This is a genomic window from Kitasatospora sp. NPDC059747, assembly GCF_042732955.1.
GTDB lineage: Bacteria > Actinomycetota > Actinomycetes > Streptomycetales > Streptomycetaceae > Kitasatospora.
In genome coordinates, this window is sequence record NZ_JBHWGV010000159.1 from 1 (window position 1) to 17699 (window position 17699).

The 17699-nt window shown below is 73.7% G+C and carries 14 protein-coding genes; 5 read left to right on the forward strand and 9 right to left on the reverse strand.

The window, feature by feature from the left end; all coding sequences use genetic code 11:
- Nucleotides 1-11 precede the first annotated feature (11 nt).
- The 8 genes from ACFV4G_RS39320 to ACFV4G_RS39355 all read right to left on the reverse strand — a co-directional run bounded on the left by ACFV4G_RS39320 (nt 12) and on the right by ACFV4G_RS39355 (nt 8630).
- On the reverse strand, nt 12-515 hold the full coding sequence (locus tag ACFV4G_RS39320; RefSeq protein WP_380447674.1) for a flavin reductase family protein: 504 nt from the start codon (nt 513-515) through the stop codon (nt 12-14).
- Nucleotides 512-1597 carry an alpha/beta hydrolase gene (locus tag ACFV4G_RS39325; protein ID WP_380447676.1) on the reverse strand — a complete coding sequence of 362 codons (1086 nt, stop codon included), beginning with the start codon at nt 1595-1597 and terminating at the stop codon, nt 512-514. Before ACFV4G_RS39325 ends, ACFV4G_RS39320 begins: the two co-directional genes overlap by 4 nt.
- On the reverse strand, nt 1594-2367 hold the full coding sequence (locus tag ACFV4G_RS39330) for a 2-oxo acid dehydrogenase subunit E2 (RefSeq protein ID WP_380447678.1): 774 nt from the start codon (nt 2365-2367) through the stop codon (nt 1594-1596). Before ACFV4G_RS39330 ends, ACFV4G_RS39325 begins: the two co-directional genes overlap by 4 nt.
- On the reverse strand, nt 2364-2591 hold the full coding sequence (locus ACFV4G_RS39335) for an acyl carrier protein (RefSeq protein ID WP_359973398.1): 228 nt from the start codon (nt 2589-2591) through the stop codon (nt 2364-2366). Before ACFV4G_RS39335 ends, ACFV4G_RS39330 begins: the two co-directional genes overlap by 4 nt.
- Complete coding sequence (locus ACFV4G_RS39340) at nt 2588-4456, reverse strand: HAD-IIIC family phosphatase (RefSeq protein ID WP_380447680.1); 1869 nt, start codon at nt 4454-4456, stop codon at nt 2588-2590. The genes ACFV4G_RS39335 and ACFV4G_RS39340 overlap by 4 nt, the downstream gene beginning before the upstream one ends.
- A gap of 4 nt (nt 4457-4460) precedes the next feature.
- Nucleotides 4461-5495 (reverse strand): 3-oxoacyl-ACP synthase III family protein, encoded by a 1035-nt coding sequence (locus ACFV4G_RS39345; protein ID WP_380447682.1) that lies wholly within the window; start codon nt 5493-5495, stop codon nt 4461-4463.
- A gap of 34 nt (nt 5496-5529) precedes the next feature.
- Nucleotides 5530-5934: a hypothetical protein gene (locus ACFV4G_RS39350; RefSeq protein WP_380447684.1), complete on the reverse strand. Its 405-nt coding sequence runs from the start codon at nt 5932-5934 to the stop codon at nt 5530-5532.
- An 80-nt stretch (nt 5935-6014) separates the two neighbouring features.
- Nucleotides 6015-8630, reverse strand: coding sequence for a DUF6531 domain-containing protein (locus ACFV4G_RS39355; RefSeq protein WP_380447686.1), 2616 nt, complete (start codon nt 8628-8630; stop codon nt 6015-6017).
- A 282-nt stretch (nt 8631-8912) separates the two neighbouring features.
- Between ACFV4G_RS39355 and ACFV4G_RS39360 the strand changes: the two genes are divergently transcribed.
- On the forward strand, nt 8913-11636 hold the full coding sequence (locus tag ACFV4G_RS39360; RefSeq protein ID WP_380447688.1) for an AAA family ATPase: 2724 nt from the start codon (nt 8913-8915) through the stop codon (nt 11634-11636).
- 61 nt (nt 11637-11697) lie between these two features.
- On the opposite strand, the gene ACFV4G_RS39365 is transcribed toward ACFV4G_RS39360, so the two are convergent.
- On the reverse strand, nt 11698-12414 hold the full coding sequence (locus ACFV4G_RS39365; RefSeq protein ID WP_380447690.1) for a BTAD domain-containing putative transcriptional regulator: 717 nt from the start codon (nt 12412-12414) through the stop codon (nt 11698-11700).
- A 394-nt stretch (nt 12415-12808) separates the two neighbouring features.
- On the opposite strand from ACFV4G_RS39365, the gene ACFV4G_RS39370 reads away from it, so the two are divergent.
- From ACFV4G_RS39370 to ACFV4G_RS39385, 4 genes are all read left to right on the forward strand, one after another.
- The gene (locus ACFV4G_RS39370; RefSeq protein ID WP_380447692.1) at nt 12809-13990 is read left to right on the forward strand and encodes an MFS transporter; all 1182 of its coding nucleotides are present in this window, start codon (nt 12809-12811) and stop codon (nt 13988-13990) included.
- 37 nt (nt 13991-14027) lie between these two features.
- On the forward strand, nt 14028-15176 hold the full coding sequence (locus ACFV4G_RS39375; RefSeq protein ID WP_380447698.1) for an acyltransferase family protein: 1149 nt from the start codon (nt 14028-14030) through the stop codon (nt 15174-15176).
- Nucleotides 15173-16408, forward strand: a complete 1236-nt coding sequence (locus tag ACFV4G_RS39380; protein WP_380447694.1) for an acyltransferase family protein — start codon at nt 15173-15175, stop codon at nt 16406-16408. The genes ACFV4G_RS39375 and ACFV4G_RS39380 overlap by 4 nt, the downstream gene beginning before the upstream one ends.
- A 288-nt stretch (nt 16409-16696) precedes the next feature.
- On the forward strand, nt 16697-17539 hold the full coding sequence (locus ACFV4G_RS39385; RefSeq protein ID WP_380447696.1) for a patatin-like phospholipase family protein: 843 nt from the start codon (nt 16697-16699) through the stop codon (nt 17537-17539).
- Nucleotides 17540-17699: the final 160 nt, after the last annotated feature.

A 17699-nucleotide genomic window follows, 5' to 3' on the forward strand; every position in this document is an offset into this window, starting at 1 on the left:
CTATATATAAACTATAATTTTCGTCGGCCGCTTCTTTTGTTTAACACACACAGCCGCGGAGCGCCGTCGGCGCGCGCGTCGCGCCGGACCCCCCGGCCCACCACCAACCGGTGGCCCCCGGCGGGATGCTCCGCCTCGACCGCGCACTCCAGCCACGCCAGCGCACCGTCGAGGATCGGTGCGCCGCCCGGCGAGGAAGTCCACGGCAGGCCCTGGAACTTGTCCGTCCCGCTCGCCGCGAGCCGGTTCGCCGCCTCGGCCTGCTGCGCCCCGAGGATGCTGATGCCGAGCGGCTCCGCGGACCGGATGAGCGGCCAGCTGGCGCTGGTGTGGGCGACGCAGAAGGAGACCAGCGCCGGTTCCAGCGACACCGAGCAGAAGGAGTTCGCGACCAGCCCGGCGCGGTGGCCGGTGGCAGGGTCGGCCGAGGTCACCGCGACCACGCCGGTCGCGAACCGGCCGAGCACGTTGCGCAGGCACCGGGTGCCGCCGTCGAGGTCGATCGTCGTGTTCACGGCCGCCGCCCCTTCCCGTACCGCAGCCGGGCGAAGTCCCGGGTCAGCGCGACGCGCTGGTCGCCCAGGCCGCCGCGCATGCGCAGCACCGACAGCAGGGTCCACAGCCGGGTCTGCGCGAAGTGGCCCGGTGAGCCGTGCACGTCGTCGTGGGCGAGCAGCCGCACACCGCGCACGTGTTCCCGCAGCAGCCGGGCGTCGGCGGGCGGGATGATCTCGTCCCGCAGGCTGGTGACGTGGGCCACCGGGATGCGCAGTGCGCCCAGTTCGCCGGGCGTCAGCGCCCAGTCGCGGATCACCCCGTACACCTCGTCGGGCTTGGTGCCGATCAGGTGCGCCAGGGTGTCGGTGGTGACGCGCGGCACCGTCCGCTGCCAGGCGGTGTCGGTGAAGAAGTCGTGTACCGGGGCGCCCGCGCCCACCACCCCTCTGATCCGGGAGTCGTGCAGGGCGGCCCGCAGAGCGCCGTGGCCGCTGAAGCTCAGCGCCAGCGCGTACGTCCGTGAGGTGTCCGCCCGGTCCCCCACGGCGTCCAGCACGGCGGGGAGCATCCGCCAGCTGTCGGCGCGGTAGGGCAGGGTGTTCTCGCCCACGCCCGGCATCTCGGTGACCACGCCGGCGAACCCGAGGGCGCCGAGCTGGAGCAGCACCGGCGCCCACTGCTCCTTGACGGACACGATGCCGCCGGTCATCACCAGCAGCGGCTTGGGGTCCGCGGCGTCGAGCCCGGCGCTCCAGCAGCGGATCCGGCCCTCGGGCAGCTCGACGTCCAGCCGCTGCACGGCGGGGAAGTCGGCGCGCCACCGGTCGAACGTGTCGGTGCAACGGCTCAGGGCCTCCCGGCGCGCCGAACCGTCCACGTACGGGAACCGGGCCATGTTGTAGTGCACGCAGGCTTCGAGCAGCTTCCCTTCGGCCTCCAGCCGGGCCGCGTCGGTGCTCCACTCGTGGACCCAGGACCCGGGCCCGCCGTTCCCGTCGTGCCGGACGCGGTCCAGCAGCGGGTCGTAGTGCTCGGGTGGCAGGCCCTGCGAACGGGTGTGCGCGACCACGAAGTTCTTCAGCTCGGTGATGTCGTTCATACGCTCTCCAGCGACTCCTTGACCTCGGTCAGTACGTCCGCGGCCTCGGCCCCGTCGATCACGCGGTGGTCGAAGGCCAGGCTGAGCCGCAGCACCGGCGCCACGGTGACCCGGCCGTCGCGGACCACCGGCCGGTCCAGGATCCGGCCGACGCCGAAGGTGGTGGTCGTGCCGCCCACCGAATGGAAGGAGTCGACCGCGCGGTGTCCCAGCGAGGTCACCGCGAACGTCCCGGTGAGGTGGGGGCGCAGCGCGAGCGAACCCGCCGCCTCGCGGAAGCGCTCGCGTCCCTCGGCCCACGGCGCCCGGTGCAGCTGCCGCACGCCCTCGAAGTCCGGCAGCTGCTCGGCGTCGCCGTCCCGGACCCGGACGAGGTGCTCCTGGATGTCGTCGAGTTCGGCCTCGTGGAGGTTCGGTACGACGGTGCCGAGCACCACCCGCCGGCCGTCGAGGGTCCGGTCGAGGGTCAGTTTGCCGTTGACGAACGGGTAGTGCGCGATGCGCAGCCGCTGCGGTCCGCCCTCCACGGCCGCGTTGGCGTCCGGGTGCCCGGCCAGGACCCGTCCGGCCGCGCGCAGCACGTAGGCCGTGGTGGAGTACCGCACGCCCGTGCTGTCGAGGGCCGCGGCGCGGTGGGCCAGCACCCGGCCCATGTCCACCTCGGTGTCCAGGAAGACCGGCGCGAAGTCGCGGATCACTTCGAGGAAGAACAGGGTGTGCCGGCGCTGGCGCGGCAGCGGCTCGCCGACCTCGGTCTCTTCGGCGGTCACGACTCCACCGCCAGCCGGTAGACGGCCTCCAGGCTGGGCGCCTCCAGCACCTCGGACAGCCGCAGCGAGCGGCCGGTCTCGCGCTCCAGGAGCGTGCACAGCGCCAGCAGGTGCACCGAGTCCCACTCCTCGACGGTGTCCAGGTCCCGGCCGAGGTCCTCGGCCGAGACGGGCAGGGCGAGTTCGTCGCGCAGGAGCGTGACGAAGTCGTCGATGGTCCTCACGGGGTGTCCCCTTCGAAGTTCGCGGTCAGTCGGATGTGCCCGACGGGCTCGGGCAGCGGCTCCAGCAGGTGCCGGAAGGCGGCCGAGTCGTCGTCGACCGTGACGGTCTCGAAGCCGGCCCGCGGATAGAAGTCGGCGACGTTGCCGTTCTTCGCGGTGCGGCGGTAGTCGGCGCGCACCTCGGCGGCGCCGCTGCCGCGCGCGTGGCGCAGCACGGCGCCGAGCACGGCCTGTTCGATGCCGCGGCTGAACACCCGGCAGCTGAGCAGGAAGTTCTCGATGTGCAGGACGTCCGCGTCCCGCCGCAGCAGGACGGCGCCCACCAGTCCGTTGTCGCCGAAGCGGTCGGCGGAGGCGATGGTGAGCACCTGCGCGGCCGGGTCCTCGGCCATCGCCCGCACCTGTGCGGGCTGCAGCCGCCGCGTGGTGAGGTTGAACTGGTTGGTGCGCAGGGTGATCTGGGAGACCCGGGCGAACCGGTCGGCCGTCGCGGGGCCGAGGGCCACCGAGATGTCCAGCTCCCGCAGGTAGCCGTCGAGCGAGTCGAAGGTCGACAGGAAGTCCTGCCGGGCCCGGTCCTCGCGATAGCGGGCGGGCCGCGCCAGGTCCTCGTCGGTGAGCCGGCGCGCGTCGAACCAGCCGTCGTGCAGCAGCCGCGTCACGTGGGTCGCCGGGTCGCCGTCGACCCGGACCACGGCGACGGTGGGCAGCTCCCGCTCGACCAGGCCGCACTCGAAGGCGCTGTCGTCGACGAAGACGAAGCTGTCCACGGAGAGGTTGAGGGCGAGGGCCAGTTCGCGGAGGTTCTCGGGCTTGGGCCGCCAGTCGGCCCGGATCTGCACGAAGTCCTCCTCGCGCAGGACCAGGTCGGGGTGTTCGCGCAGGGTCCGTTCCACCGGTTCGCGGTCGTTCTTGCTCACCGCGGCCAGCAGGACGCCCTGCGCGCTCAGCTGGCGGGCCACCCGCTGGAAGCGGGCGAACGCCTCACCCCGGTAGCCGCCGGCCGTCTCGATGCCCTCGGGGCCGACCTCGCCGAGCACCCCGCCCCACACGGTGTCGTCCAGGTCCAGCGCGAGGACCTTCTTCACGCCACCCGACGCCTGCCGGGCGAGGTGGCCGACCTCCCGCGCGTACGCGGCGAGCAGGGCGTCGGACAGGTGTGCCTTCGCGTACACGCTCTGCCGGACGTCCCGGGCGGCGACACCCTCGGCGAGCAGCGGGTCGAGGTCCACGGTGACGACCTCGGGGTGGGCCTCGGACAGGCGCAGCAGCCGGGCGTTGGCCTCCCGCCAGAGCACCCCGAGCCCGGCCCGGGCCCGGAGGTCGACCAGCTGGCCCGTCAACTCGCGCGGCAGCGGGAGGGTGTTGAGGACGAGCGTGGCCCCCTCGGTGGTGCCGGCGAAGACCCGCGCGGCCCGCTCGACCAGGGCGAGCTTCTCCTCCAGCACCCGCGCCACGTCCTCGACCCGCCACGGCGACGGCAGTTCGTCCACCACCGTCGCGGGGTCGAGCACGCACAGTGCGAAGGAGGGGCGGGCCGCGTAGAGGCCGCTCGACGGGTCGACGAGGTCGAAGACCCAGCCGTCGAAGTCGGACAGCCGGGTCCGGGCCAGCAGGCCGTGCCGGGCGAACTGCGCGGTGAGCGCGGGCAGCAGCGCGTTGAGCGTGCCGTGACCGGTGACGGCGACGACCGGCGCGGGGATGCCGGGGTGCGCGGCGAGCACCGCGTCGGGGTCGGTCCTCGCCAGCACCCGGCCGGCGCGGACCAGTTCGTCGTCCGTCAGGCCGGCGAGCAGCCGCCGGACCTCCGGGTAGCGGTCGGGCAGGCTGCCCTCCCGGTGCAGCTCCGCCAGTGCGTCGGTCACGGCGTCAGTTCCCTTCCAGGGCGAAGCCCGCCTTGAGCCACTTGCTGGATTCGATGGAGATGCCGACGGCCCGTCGTCCGGGGCCGAGCGGCCCGGCGAGGGCGCGCTCCAGCTGGAGGAAGACGATGGCGTTGCCGCAGTTGCCCGCGTCGTCCACGCAGGAGACGTCCTGCGCGCGGGGGAGTCCGAGCCGCCCGCTGATGAGCTTGGTCATCCGGCCGGAGAGCTGGGGCGGCAGCAGCAGGTCGACCTCGTCGCCGCGCCAGCCGAGGCCGGTCAGCAACTCGTCCAGCACCTCGCCGGTCATCGTCGGCACGTGTTCCTCGATCGCCTTGTAGTCCTCGGTCGCGGCGGGCCGGTCGCTGTGGCGGTCGGCCGGGCCGAACCACTCGAGGACGGCCCCGGGCGGACGGCCCAGGCCGACGAGCCGGGTGAACAGGGCCCGCACCGCCGCCGAGCCCGGGGCCGGGTCGGTCGACAGGACCGCCGCACCGGCCGCGTCCCCGAAGAGCACGAAGTTCACCAACTCGGCCGGGGCCGCCTTGCGCAGGTCCGTTTCGAGGTCGTAGAAGCGGGCGATCACGTCACCGCCCAGCACCAGCACGGTGCGCCCGCTGCCGCTCAGCAGGATCTGCCGCGCGACGTCCAGCGCCTGCACCGCTCCCGAACAGCCGGACTGCAGCTGGAAGCTGCGCACGCCGTCGATGCCGAGCCGGTCGGCCACGACGTTGACGGTGGCCGGCATCAGCTGGTCGGGGGTGGCCGTGGCCAGCACCACCGCGTCGACGTCGCCCGGGCCGAGGCCGGCGGCGGCCAGCGCGCGGCGCCCCGCCTCCTCGGCGAGCGAGGCCAGGGTGCGGGTCTGCTTCCCGGTCTCCAGGTCCAGCGCCAGGTGGCGGGCCCGGGTGCCGATGAACGCGTCGACCCACTGCTCCCACAGCGGGTCCATGCCGAACCGCCGGGCCAGCGTGGCGTTGTCCAGGGCGGGCCCGGGAAGGGCTGCTGCGGCGGACAGGATGTGTACGTCCCGGCCGGTCATGTGTGGTCTCCCGTCGGTTGCCGGCGTGTTGGCGTCAGTCGGACAGCAGGATCCGGGCCTCGGCCGAGGCCCGGACACCCGTCATCCGCCACTTGCGGAACCCGGTCAGGCCCTCGTAGCGGCCGCCGGTGCCGACAGCCGGGTAGAAGACCCACTCGCTGGTGCGGACGTCGTTGAAGTCGGCCCAGCCCTCGGCGTGGACGGTGCCGTCCTCGAATGTGAGGTCCTCGCTGTAGTACGTCATCAGACCGCCGTCACCGGGGCGCGCGTACTCGATCCGGAAGGAGCCGTGGGAGGTGCCGATGAGCTTGCCCGACTCGTCGAAGAGTTCGTCGTCGAAGGTGCCGGTCTGGCCCACCTGCGGGTCCGAGACCTCGACGTCGTCGACGACCTTGACCACGATTTCCCGGGGAACCCGGAGGACGATCTGCTCGGCCATGTGTCCGTTCCTTTTCAGTGCGGTGGAGGGGGTGGATCGGGGGTGCGGCACGCGCGCGGTGCCCGCGCGGTCCGGGTGGGTCAGTACGCCGCGAACCGCGCCGGCGGCGCCCCGGTGATCAGCGGGGGGACGTCGGGGGTGGCGCCGGGACCGGTGAGATCGGTCAGCAGCCGGTCGGTCGGTGCCGCCGGTGCCGGCCGGGGGAAGAACGACCCGGCGGCCGGCTCGAACGGGCGCACCAGCACCGCCCGGAAGTCGTGCCTGGTCCAGGTGCCGCTGTTCACCGGGTCGTTGTCGGAGAACGTGTACGGCGCGTACTGCCGCCCGGTCGGGTCGGGCTGGGTGAAGCGGCCCCAGAACCCGTTGTAGAGGTGGTGGTCGAGGACGTGGGCGCTGCGCAGCAGCTGGTACGCGCCGCGGTAGCGGAAGGGGTTGGCGGCGGCGGCCTCCCCGGTCGCCGTCACCGCGCCGTGCGGCGTGTAGCGGTAGCGGGCGGCGAGCCGGCCCTCCTCGTCCAGCAGCGCGAGCACCGAGCCCTGCTGGTCGGTGACGGCCCAGTAGTGGCGGCCGTCGGCGGTGAGCACGGCGAGCAGCGCACCGTCGGGGGTGCGGACGAAGTCGGTCGGGACCCCGTCGTCGGTGGCACGGGCGATCCCGAGCGGCGTGTGGGTCAGGACGTGGGTGACGGTGCGTCCGTCCACGGTGGTCTCGGTGATCCGCCGCGGCAGCTCCTGACCGAGTCCGTCGTACCTGATGTCCACCACCTGCTGCCCGCCGAACACGCCGGTCAGGGTCTGGTTGGTGGCGCTGTAGGTGAAGGAGCCGGTGGGGTTGGTCTCCTCGGTGAAGTTGCCGGCGCCGTCGTACGCGAAGCCGGTCTCGCCCAGCAGGACCACCTGGCCCGCCGTGTTGAGGGTGAAGCGGGTGCCGCCGAGGCGGACCAGGTGGTGCGCGCCGTCGTACTCGAACTCGGTGTCCCCGGCCCGCACCAGGCGCTTGAGGCCGTCGTAGGCGAAGGTGACGGTCTCGCCGTCGACGGTTGTGGAGAGCAGGACGTCGCCGTCCGAACCGTCGGCGGTTCCGTAGCGGTACTCCGCGCCGACCAGGAGGTCCCCGGCGGGTCCGCGGACCGTCAGGGCGGTCCGGCGCCCGGCGTCGTCGTAGCCGATCTCCTGGCGGCCCGCACCGAAGTCCACGGCGGTGAGGCGGCCCGCGGCGTCGTGGGTGAGGCGGGCGGTGCGTCCGGCGGGGGTGGTGACCGCGACGGGCCGTCCGGCCGGGTCGTAGTCGTAGCGCGTCGTGCCGCCGGCGGTGGTCAGCGTGGTCAGCGCGCCCTCGGCGTCGTGACCGGCCCGCACCTCCTCGGTGTCCGCGCCCTCGGTGCGCACGGCCGAGGCGAGCCGCCCGCCCGCCGCGGTCCGGACCCAGCGGAACTCGTAGGACCAGTCGGGGGAGGACTTGCGGACCACGCGGCCGAAGGCGTCGTGGGCCAGGGTGAGCAGGACCCGGCCGGACTCCTCGTCGGTGACCTCGGCGAGCCGGCCGGTCGGGTCGTGCCGGTAGCCGGTGCGCCGGCCGGCGCCGTCGGTGACCCCGACGACCCTGGACAGCCGGTCGTGGCGGTAGGACGTCCGCCCGAGCGGCGCGGGCGGCGTGACGTCGGTCAGATTGCCCTGCCCGTCGTAACCGAAGGTGGTGGTCCGGCCGTTGCCGTCGGTGAACGCGGTCGGCCGGCCGTGCACCGGATGGTTGACGCGGGTGTCCAGGTCGGCCGCGCGGCCGGGGGCGCAACTGCGGACCAGGTGCCCCGACGCGTCGTACTCCAGGAGCAGTTCGTTGCCGGCCGGGTCGCGCAGGGCGGTGGCGAGCCCGGGGTGCGCGGCGTCGTCGTAGGCGATGGTGGAGCGGGCGGAGGTGGGCAGCCGCAGGGCGACCGGGCGGCCCGCCGCGTCGTGCTCGAACGCGGTCGTGGCGCCGGTGGCGTCGACGACCGCCGTCGGACGGCCGTCCGCGTCCCACTCCCGTCGGGTGACGTGCCCGAGCGGATCGGTGACCGAGGTCGGCCGTCCCTGGTCGTCGAACTCGTAGGTGGTCGGCAGGCCGGTGGCGCCGGTGACGACGGTGCGCCCAGGAGAGCGGGCGAACCCGGTGCGGACCTGGCCGTCCGGGCCGTCCCAGGCCACCTCCAGGACGGCGTTCCGGTCGTCGTACCCGAGCCGGACCGTCTCCCCGCCGGCCGTGACCGACAGCAGCCGGCCCCGGTCGTCCCAGCCGTAGGCCGTGACGCGGCCGTCGGCACCCGTCTGGCGGGCCATCCGGCCGGAGGCGTCGTACGCGAAGGCCGCCGCCTGGCCGCCGGCCGGGTCCACGACCTTGGCGACCATGCCGTCGCCGTCCCGGTGCAGGGTGACCGTACGGCTCAGGCCGTCGGTCACCGTCACGGGATCGCCGGAGGCGTCGACCTCGAACCCGGGGCCCGCGCAGAGCGACCAGCCGGGGCCGAACCCGTCGGCGGCGGCCGAGGCGCGGCGGTGCTCGCGCAGGAGCCGCAGGTGGCGTCCGGACCCGGCGAGCACCAGGTCGATCTGACGGAACGTCGGCTCGCCCGTGGCGAGGTCGACCACCAGCTCGGCCAGGTCGCCGAGCGGCAGGCGCCACACTGCGCGGTGGTCGGGGAAGTCCCGGAGTTCGAGCACGGATGGGCTCCTCGGTCTGCGGGTCGTCGGTCGGACGGGCGCCAGACTCGCCCGGTCGTCTAAAGCTCGGCTAAGTCCGCGTGACGTGCACGTGGGGCCGTCCGGGGTCGGGAGGAGCACCGGTGCGGTAGCCGTCGTGCCATTTGTGAACTAACTGGGGAGGTTCTTTCCGGGGCCGGTTGGCATGGATCGGACTCTTAGGCTGGTTGTGGTTGTTGGTGATCCGTTCGCGTTCTTCATCGTCGGAGCCACACCGTCGCTTACGGGGGAAGGGATTTCGGGATGACCACTACCGTCATGACAACGCCGCCCGCTCGGGCGGCCGTTCGTACCACCGAACTCGGCCGACTGCTCGACCACGTCCGGACGATTCGTGAACGGCGGTCCACGATCGTCGAATTGGCCGGGGATCCGGGCAGCGGGAAGACCTGGCTGCTGACCGCGCTGGCGCAGGAGGCGCGGGGCCGGGGCCTTGCGGTGCTCCGGGGATGGTGCTCCGAGGCCGACGCCCGGATGCCGTTCCAGCCGTTCGTCGACGCGCTGGCCACCTGGCGGGGCGGGGCCGGGCCGGTCGAGTCGAGGGCCCGGGCGCTGACCGGCGCGTCGACCGCCTCGTCCGAGGAGGCCGGGAACGCCGACTTCACCTCCCGCGGCCGCCTCCTGACCGAAGCGCGCCGACTGATCGCGGACTGCCTCGCCGCCGCGCCCGAAGGACTGGTGCTGATCGTCGACGACTTCCACTGGGCCGACCCCGGCTCGGCCGCGCTGCTGAACATGCTCGTCCGCTGGCCCATGGACGGCGGCATGGCGCTCGTGGTCGCGCACCGGCCGCGGCAGGCCCCGGTCGCCGTGCGCTCCATCCTGCGGCACGGCACCGAACTCGGCACCGTCGAGACGATCGAGCTCGCCCCGCTGACCTTCGCCCAGAGCGCCGAACTGCTCGGTCCCGCCAGGCGCCCGGCCGAGGTCGCCGACCTGCACGAGCGCAGCGCGGGGAACCCGCTGTACCTGACGGCACTGGCCGACGCCGCCTCCCCGGCGGACGGCGGCTGCGAGGACTGGGCGCGCAACGGCCTGGGCACCCGGCTGCTGGCCGAGACCGAGGCCCTCGACGGAGCGGCCCGCGCGGCCCTGCAGGCGGCGGCGGTGCTCGGGGACGCGTCCGGCATGAGCGCGGTCGCCGAGGTCGCCGAGATCGGCGAGGACGAGGCCTGCCGGGTCCTCGGGGAACTGCAGGGGCGAGACCTGCTCCGCGCCACCGGGCCGGACCTGGTGACCCTGCGCCACCCGCTGCTCGGCCGCTGCCTGAACGCCGCCATGGACGCGTGCTGGCGGGCCGGCGCCCACCGGCGCGCACTGGCCCGGCTCACTCGACTCGACGCCCCGGCCACCGAACTCGCCCCGCACATCGAGCGGTCGGGTTCGCTGGCCCGCGCCTCGGACGCCCGGGTGCTCGCCTCCGCCGCGCGCACCGCCCTGCACCTCGGCGAGCCCTCGCGGGCCGCCCACTGGCTGACCGCCGCGATGCGCCTGCCGCGGCCGGCCGACGAGTCGCCGGACGCCTCGCCGGTGCGACCGGAGCTGTGGCGGGCCGTGGTCCGGGCGCTCGCGGCGCAGGGGGACGCCGAGCGGATCAGGTCACTGGCCGGCGCGATCCTGTCCGGGCCGGTCCGGCGCCTGGCCGCCGGACCGCGCTCCGCCGAGGTCGCCTTCCTGACGACCGTCCTGGCCTCGCTCGGCCAGGACGAGGCGGTGCAGACCCTCCTGATCGTCGAACTCTCCACCGCAGACCAGGCGGACCCGGCCGTCGGCGTACTGCTCCGTGAGCAGCAGCACCTGGCGAAGGTCCTGGCGGGCAAGCTGCCCGCCCGTCCCGACATCGAGGCGCTGGTGCGCGAGGTGCAGCGGACGGACGGGGTGTCGCCGGCCGGAGCACTGGTGCTGAGCGGCCTGTGCGCGGTCCTGGAGGGCGACGTGTGCGCCGCGAAGCAGGCGTTCGACGCCGGGTCCCGGGTGCTCGACACCACCGCGAACGGCGGCCGGCCGAACCACCGGCAGGCCGTCCACCTGCTCGTCCTCGGCTGGGCGGAGGCGCTGATGGGCCGTTACGGCACCGCGCACGCCCACATCGACCGGGCGCTGACGGCCGTCCGGGAGCGCGGCGACGTCCACCTGACGCTGCCGCTGCTCGCCACCCTGGGGTACGTCAACTACCAGTCCGGCCGGATGGCGGACGCCCTGGACGCCGCCGAGGAGGGGCGTGTCATGGCCCTCACCCTCGGGCGCCTCGACCACGCCGCGCTGCTGGACGCGACCATCGCGGCCGCCTCCGCTCAGCTCGGCCGCGGCTCGTTCCTCGTCGCCAGCGGCGTGCTGAGCAAGGCCCCCAGGACCCCCCTCAACGCCCTGCTGCGGGCGGAGGCCGCCCTGGTCTCCGGCGACGCCGAGTCGGCGCTGGCGCTCCTGCTGCCCGAACGCGAGGCGTGGCGGGTGGCCGAACCGGTCGGGGTGCTGGCCGCCCGCGGGTACGAACTGCTCGCCGCGGCGGCACTGCGGACCGGGATGGACGAGGCGAGCATCGAGCAGTGGGCCGACCACGCCGCGGACGCCGCCGCCGTGGTCGGCATCGCCGAGCAGAGCGGGCACGCGCTGCTGGCCAGCGGCCACGTCCTGATGAGCAGGCACCAGCCCGTCGAGGCCGCGCAGCGCTACCAGGAGGCGCAGGAGCTCCTCGGCGCCGAGAGCTCCGCCGGCGTCCGGGCCAGGGAACTGGCCCGGGCCGCGCTGCGCACCGCCGACCGCGGGCCGGAGGGGGCGCTCGCCGAACTCACCATCCGCGAACGGGAGGTGGCGGACCTCGCCGGCCAGGGGCTGAAGACGAAGGACATCGCGGAGCAGCTGCGGGTCAGCCCGCGCACCGTCGACGTCCATCTGACCCGCATCTACAGCAAGTTGGGGATCGCCTCCCGGGTGGCCCTGGTCCGGCTGATGACGCTGGCCGGCTGACCCGGGTGGGTGGTGGTGACGGGACGGGCGCCCCGCCGCCACCACCCGCCCGGAGGCCGGATCAGCTCGCCAGCGGAAGGTCCAGGAGCTGGTCGGAGGTCAGGATCGCCTGGTGCAGCCGGCGCAGTGAGCGGCACGGCTCCAGCCCGAGCTCGGACCTGAGCACCTGCTGGGCCGAGCGGTACACCTGCAGGGCCTCCGCCTGCCGGTCGGCCCGGTAGAGCACGAGCATCAGCTGGCGGTAGAAGGACTCGCGCAACGGGTACTGCGCGATCAGGGTGTTGAGCAGCCCGGTCACTTCCCGGTGGCGGCCGAGTGCGGTCCGGGCCTCGATCGACAGCTCCAGGCACTCCAGCCGTTCCTCCTCCACCCAGGCGGCGAAGGAAGCCAGTACCGGCCCCTCCGCGCCGCCGTCCAGCACCGGCCCCCGGACGAGCGACAGCGCGCGTTCGAAGTCGTCGAGCGCCGCCTCGTACTCCCCGGCGTGCTGCCACGCGCGACCGCTGCGCATCGCCGTCTGGAATTCGGCCACGTCGTACTGGGCGCCGTCCAGTCGCAGGAGGTACCCGGACGGCTTGGTGGTGATCGCGGCCCCTTCGGTGTCCCCGGCGGCGGCGAGGAACTTGCGCAGCTGGGAGAGGTACACGTGGACCGCGGCCGACGCGCGCCGCGGCGGACCGGAGCCCCACAGCTCCTGGATCAACTGCTCCTTCGTGGTGATCCGGCCCGCCCCCACGAGCAGGGTGGCCAGGGTCAGCTCCATCTTCGGCGCGCTCATGGAAAAGCTCGTCGTACCGTCGGACACGCGGAGCGGCCCGAGCAGTTCATAGCGCATCGATACCTCGCAAACGGTGGGAATGGGGAGCCCTCGTTTCTCCTCGCCCCCAACTCTCCGGTCGACACACGTGTTCGCACATCAGGGAAACTGCGTACGTAAGGTCGATTGGCCGATAGTCGACGCCCCGGGCCTGCCGACCCGGCCCGGATCACGGCCGTAGTCTGCCGCGTCTTCCTTCCCTTCGCACGGTCATCCCGCACAGTCCCCGCATGCCGCCGGCTGACTGGACGGTGCGTATTCACTGCAAGCTCGGCGCCGCCTCCGCAGGAATCTGTCTTGTATATTGGCAGCTCGGTTTCTATAGTCTCCTCATGGCTCCTGAGAGGACTCCCACGTGACCCGCAGAACCGTTCCGCTGGTGGCAGGCATCTGCTGCATCGGCACCTCCGAGCTGCTGCCCGGCGGGATGCTGTCCCAGGTCGGGGCTGCGTTGCGCGTCGACGTGACGACGGCGGGGCTGCTCGTGACCGTCTACGCCGCGACCGTCGCGATCGCCGGGCCTGTCGTCGCCGTGCTCACGGCGGGGGTCTCGAAGGTGCGGCTGGCCACCTGGCTGCTCGCGGTGTTCGCCCTCGGCAACGTCGTCATCGCGACCGCCGCCGACTTCTCCCTGGTGCTGCTGGGGCGGGTGGTGACCGCGAGCGTCCATGGTGCGTACCTCGCCACCGCGATCGTGCTGACGCAGCGCCTGCTACCGGTGGAGCGCTCCAGCAAGGCCGTCACGGCCATCCAGTTCGGGGTGAACCTGGCCACCGTGCTCGGCATCCCGGCCGGGGCCGCGCTGGCCCAGATCGGCGGCTGGCGCACACCGTTCGCGGTGATCTCGGTCGACCCCGCGGTCGCCACGTGGGGCGTGCACAAGGCGACCGCCCACCTGGACATCGGCACTCCGGAGCCGGACGCCCGGCAGGAGATCTCGGCGCTGCTGAACCTCGACGTCGCGCTGACCGTCGGCGCCACCGCGCTGTTCTCGGCGGCGATGTTCACGATCATCACCTACTTCGAGCCGAGCGCCGTCGCGGCCGGCTACGCCGAGGCGGCCGTCCCCGTGCTGCTGGTGGCCTACGGCGTCGCGAGCATCTTCGGCAACTCGATCGGCGGCCGGCTCGCCGGCCGGGGCCGCGGGCCGGCGCTGCTCACGGCGGCCGCGTTCATCGCCGGCTGCGCGGCCTTCCAGCCGCTCCAGCGCAGCACCCTCACCTTCCCCATCGGCGGGGTGCTCTTCGCCCTCGCCACCTTCTCGCTCATCCCGATCCTGCAGAGCGACGTCCTGGACCTCGCCGCGGCCGCCCCGAGCCTGTCCCTGGCGACCAACATGTCGGCCTTCGGCGTCGGCGCGGCCCTGGGCTCGTTCGCCGGCGGCCGGGTCATCACCCACTTCCACGACGTGCACGACGTACCACTGGCCGCCGTCGGCCTCGCCGTGGGCGGCTTCGTCCTCTACGGGCTGCGGCACGTGCGACCGGCCCCTTCCCCAGTCGACCGCATCAAGGAGGCGTCCCATTTCCAGGCCTAGCCACGACCACCGCGCCCCGCTGCCGTCCCTGACGGGTCTGCGCTTCATAGCGGCCGCGCCCGTCTTCTTCTTCCACCTCTCGCTCACGTTCATCCCGATGAACCCGTTCAGAGACCAGAACTGGGCCGAGACCTACAAAACGATCTTCTGGAAGGCCGGCTGGGTCGGCGTGTCCTTCTTCTTCGTCCTCAGCGGGTTCCTGCTGATGTGGCGGAGCTCCGACAGCCGCGGCTACCTGCACTTCTTCCGCAAGCGCGTGGTCAAGCTGTTCCCGTCCCACGTCGTGACCTGGGCGCTCGCCATGGTCCTGTTCGCGGGGGCGGCCGCCACCAGCCCCTGGGACTACCTGCCGAACCTGTTCCTCGTGAACTCCTGGTTCCCGGTCCACAACATCTTCCTCGCCGTCAACGTCCCCAGCTGGTCACTCTGCTGCGAGCTGATGTTCTACGCGCTGTTCCCGCTGATCGCGCCGCTGGTGCGCCGCATACCCCGCGAGCGGCTGACGCTCGCCCTGGCCGGCTGCGTCGCCTGGACCTTCCTGATCGCCGCCGTCGCCACCGTGCTGCCGAACTCGCCGCACACCGACGGCATGCCGATCTCCACCGTCCAGTTCTGGTTCGGCTACAACTTCCCGCTGCCCCGGCTCGCCGAGTTCCTCTCCGGCATGCTGCTGGCCCGTGTGATCGCCGAGGGCCGGCTGCCGGTGATCCGGCCGGCCGTCGCGTGGGGCGCGCTGCTCGTCGGCTACGTCGTCGCCGAAGTGGTGCCGTTCACCTTCTCGTTCATCCCGTTCACGTTCGTGCCGCTGCTGCTGATCGTCGCCTCCGCCGTCCGCCGTGACCTCGACGGGCACCGCACCTGGACGGCCACGCGCACGATGGTGTGGCTGGGCGAGGTGTCGTTCGGCTTCTACATGACGCAGCACGTGCTGATGTACACGCTGCGCACCAAGATCCAGCACGGCGCCCACTACGCGCCGCTGCCCGCGATCGCCCTGATCCTCGGCACCTTCGCGGCGACGATCCTCGCGGGCTGGCTGCTGTACCGGCTGGTCGAGCTGCCGACCATGAAGTACTGGGCCACGGCCCGGCCGAAGGCCGCGGTCCCGACGGAGCCCGCGCCCGCGGCACCGGCCGTGCCGGCGCAGCGGGCCGGGGCCGAGGCCGAGGCGGGGGTGTCCTCGTGAGCACCGCCCGGCCGGTCGGTACCGCCCAGCCGGTCGGCACGGGCCGCGGCGGTAACCTGCCCGGACTGTCGCTGGCCCGGCTGCCCGCCTCCTTCTTCATCCTCACCTCGCACGTCGTCGGCGTCGGCCTCTTCGCCGACCAGGTGCTCCAGTCGCACGTGTACGGGGCCCTGAGCAAGGTCGGCTACACCTCGGTGTCGTTCTTCATCGTGCTCAGCGGCTTCGTGCTGACCTGGACCTCGCGCGGCACGTCGCTGGACTGGCGGCGGTTCATGTCCCGGCGCGTGGTCAAGGTGATCCCCGTCCACCTGGTCGCCTGGGTGATCTGCGCGGCCCTCTTCGCCGCGACGGCGTTCCCGCTCGGCACCGTCCTGGCCAACCTGTTCCTCGTGCAGGCGTGGGTGCCGGACCACACCGTGTACTTCGCGGTGAACAACCCGGCCTGGACGCTGTCCGTGGAGATCTGCTTCTACCTGGTCTTCCCGTTCCTGTACCGGGGGCTGGTCCAGCGCTCCACCAAGGCCCTGCGCATCCTGACGGTCGTGCTCACCGCGGTGGTCGTCGCGCTGCCGTTCGTCCTGTCGCTGCTCCCCGACGGCGCCACGTTCCAGAGCCCCGGGATGAACTACCACGGCGTGCCCGAGGACATCTCGGAGTGGAAGTTCTGGCTGGTCTACGTCTGCCCGGCCGCGCGCATGGTCGAGTCCGTCCTCGGCATGCTGATCGCCCTGCTGCTCAAGCGCGGCGCCTGGCCCCGGATCCCGCGCTGGACCGCCCTGGTGGTCCTGGCACCGGAGGTCTACGTGGCGACGGAGCACGCGCACTTCATCTTCGCCACCAGCGCGGTCGGCATCACCGGCATCGTGCTGCTGATCGGCGCCGTCGGCGCCGGCGACCTGCGCCGCCCGGCGGACCGGCCCGCGCCCGCGGTCGCCCGCTTCGGCCGCTTCACCTTCGGCGTCTACATGTACCAGTGGCCGCTGCTGTGGATGTGGTACCTGCACCGCTCGGGCCACGGCTACAGCGGGGTCGAGGCGCCGATCGTGTACGCCGGGATCGTGGCGCTGACCATCGCCGCCACCTACCTGTCGTACCAGCTCGTCGAGAAACCCCTCGACCAGCGTTGGCGTCGCCGCAACGCGAGGCCGCGCCAGGCCCCCGCCGGCGTGCCCGCCCCCACCGGCGTCCCCACGGACACCGCGGCGCCCGCCGAACCCGTGCACGCGCGCTGAGCGCCGTGCCCGCGACCGTCCCGCCATCCCCCGGCCGGGACGGGGGCCGGCCCCCGGGCCCCCACCCCGGCGCCGGGTGGGGGGCGCCCCAGCGCGCCCCGCCCCCCCCCCCCCCCGGGGCGGGGGCCCCCCCCCCCCCCCCCCCCCCCGGCGGGCGGGCGCCCCCCCCCCCCCCCCACAGCCCCTACCGCCCCCACGACCCCCACGACCCCCACGGCCCCGACCGCCCCCCACAGCCCCCACCACCACATCGCACCGGGCACCACCCGTACCAACAGGAGGAAGTTCATGTCGCAGGAATCGACCGCCGTGGTCCTCGGCGGCGGCGGACTCGCCGGCATCGGCTGGACCATCGGCGTCCTGGCCGCGCTGGAGGAGGCCGGGGCGCTCCGGCTCGACGCCGTCGGCCACGTGGTCGGCACGTCGGCCGGCGCCGCCGTCGCCGCCGCCGTGCTGCACTCCGGCGCCGCCGCCGAGTTCGACCGCACGGTCCGCAAGTCCCGCCGCAACGCCGAACTCGCCCCGGCCGTCTCCCTCGCCGAGATCCTGCCGGACGTCCTCGCCGTCCACGGCGCCGACGAGTCCCTGGCCGTCAAGACCGAGCGGCTCGCCGCGCTGTCCCGCGAGCGCTCCGGCACCGACCCGGCCCGCCGCCGCGCGGCCATCGCCGGCCGCCTCCAGCGGGACGCCTGGCCCGAGGCCCGGCTCTCGGTCACCGCCGTGCGCGCCGACGGCGAGCCCGCCGTCTTCACCGCGGACTCGGGCGTCGGCCTGGTGGACGCGCTCACCGCCAGCTGCGCCGTGCCGGGCCTGTGGCCGGTGGCCACGATCGACGGCGCGGACTACGTCGACGGCGGCACCTACTCCCTCACGAACGCCGAACTCGCCGCCCACGCCGACCGCGTGCTCGTCCTGCGCCCGCAGCCCGAGCTGCCCGGCTACGTGACGCCGGAGCGCCGGAAGGTGCTGGACCGGGCCGTCTTCCTGGAGCCGTCCGAGCGCGCGCGGGCCGGCTTCGGCGCCGACCCGTTCGACCCCGACGTGCGCGGCGTGGCCGCCGTGCTCGGGTACGAGGACGGTCTCGCGGCGGTGGCGGCGGTGTCGGCCCTGACCTCCCCGGCCGGGGAATGAGCACGGTGAACAGCGCCGGCAGACTGGCGCCGGCGCCGGCGGCGGTCCCCGCACCCCGCGGGCCCCCCCCCGCCGCCGGGCCCCGGCACCCAGCGGTACTGTTCGTGCGCCCGCGGCCCGCCGGCCACCGGGGTGCCGTGGCCGCTGTCGACGGCGGGGC

Excerpts from the sequence above, each read along its gene's own strand:
- ACFV4G_RS39325 (WP_380447676.1), bottom strand. The coding sequence starts at position 1,597 with ATGAACGACATCACCGAGCTGAAGAACTTCGTGGTCGCGCACACCCGT.
- ACFV4G_RS39345 (WP_380447682.1), bottom strand. The coding sequence starts at position 5,495 with ATGACCGGCCGGGACGTACACATCCTGTCCGCCGCAGCAGCCCTTCCC.
- ACFV4G_RS39350 (WP_380447684.1), bottom strand. The coding sequence starts at position 5,934 with ATGGCCGAGCAGATCGTCCTCCGGGTTCCCCGGGAAATCGTGGTCAAG.
- ACFV4G_RS39360 (WP_380447688.1), top strand. The coding sequence starts at position 8,913 with ATGACCACTACCGTCATGACAACGCCGCCCGCTCGGGCGGCCGTTCGT.
- ACFV4G_RS39365 (WP_380447690.1), bottom strand. The coding sequence starts at position 12,414 with ATGAGCGCGCCGAAGATGGAGCTGACCCTGGCCACCCTGCTCGTGGGG.
- ACFV4G_RS39385 (WP_380447696.1), top strand. The coding sequence starts at position 16,697 with ATGTCGCAGGAATCGACCGCCGTGGTCCTCGGCGGCGGCGGACTCGCC.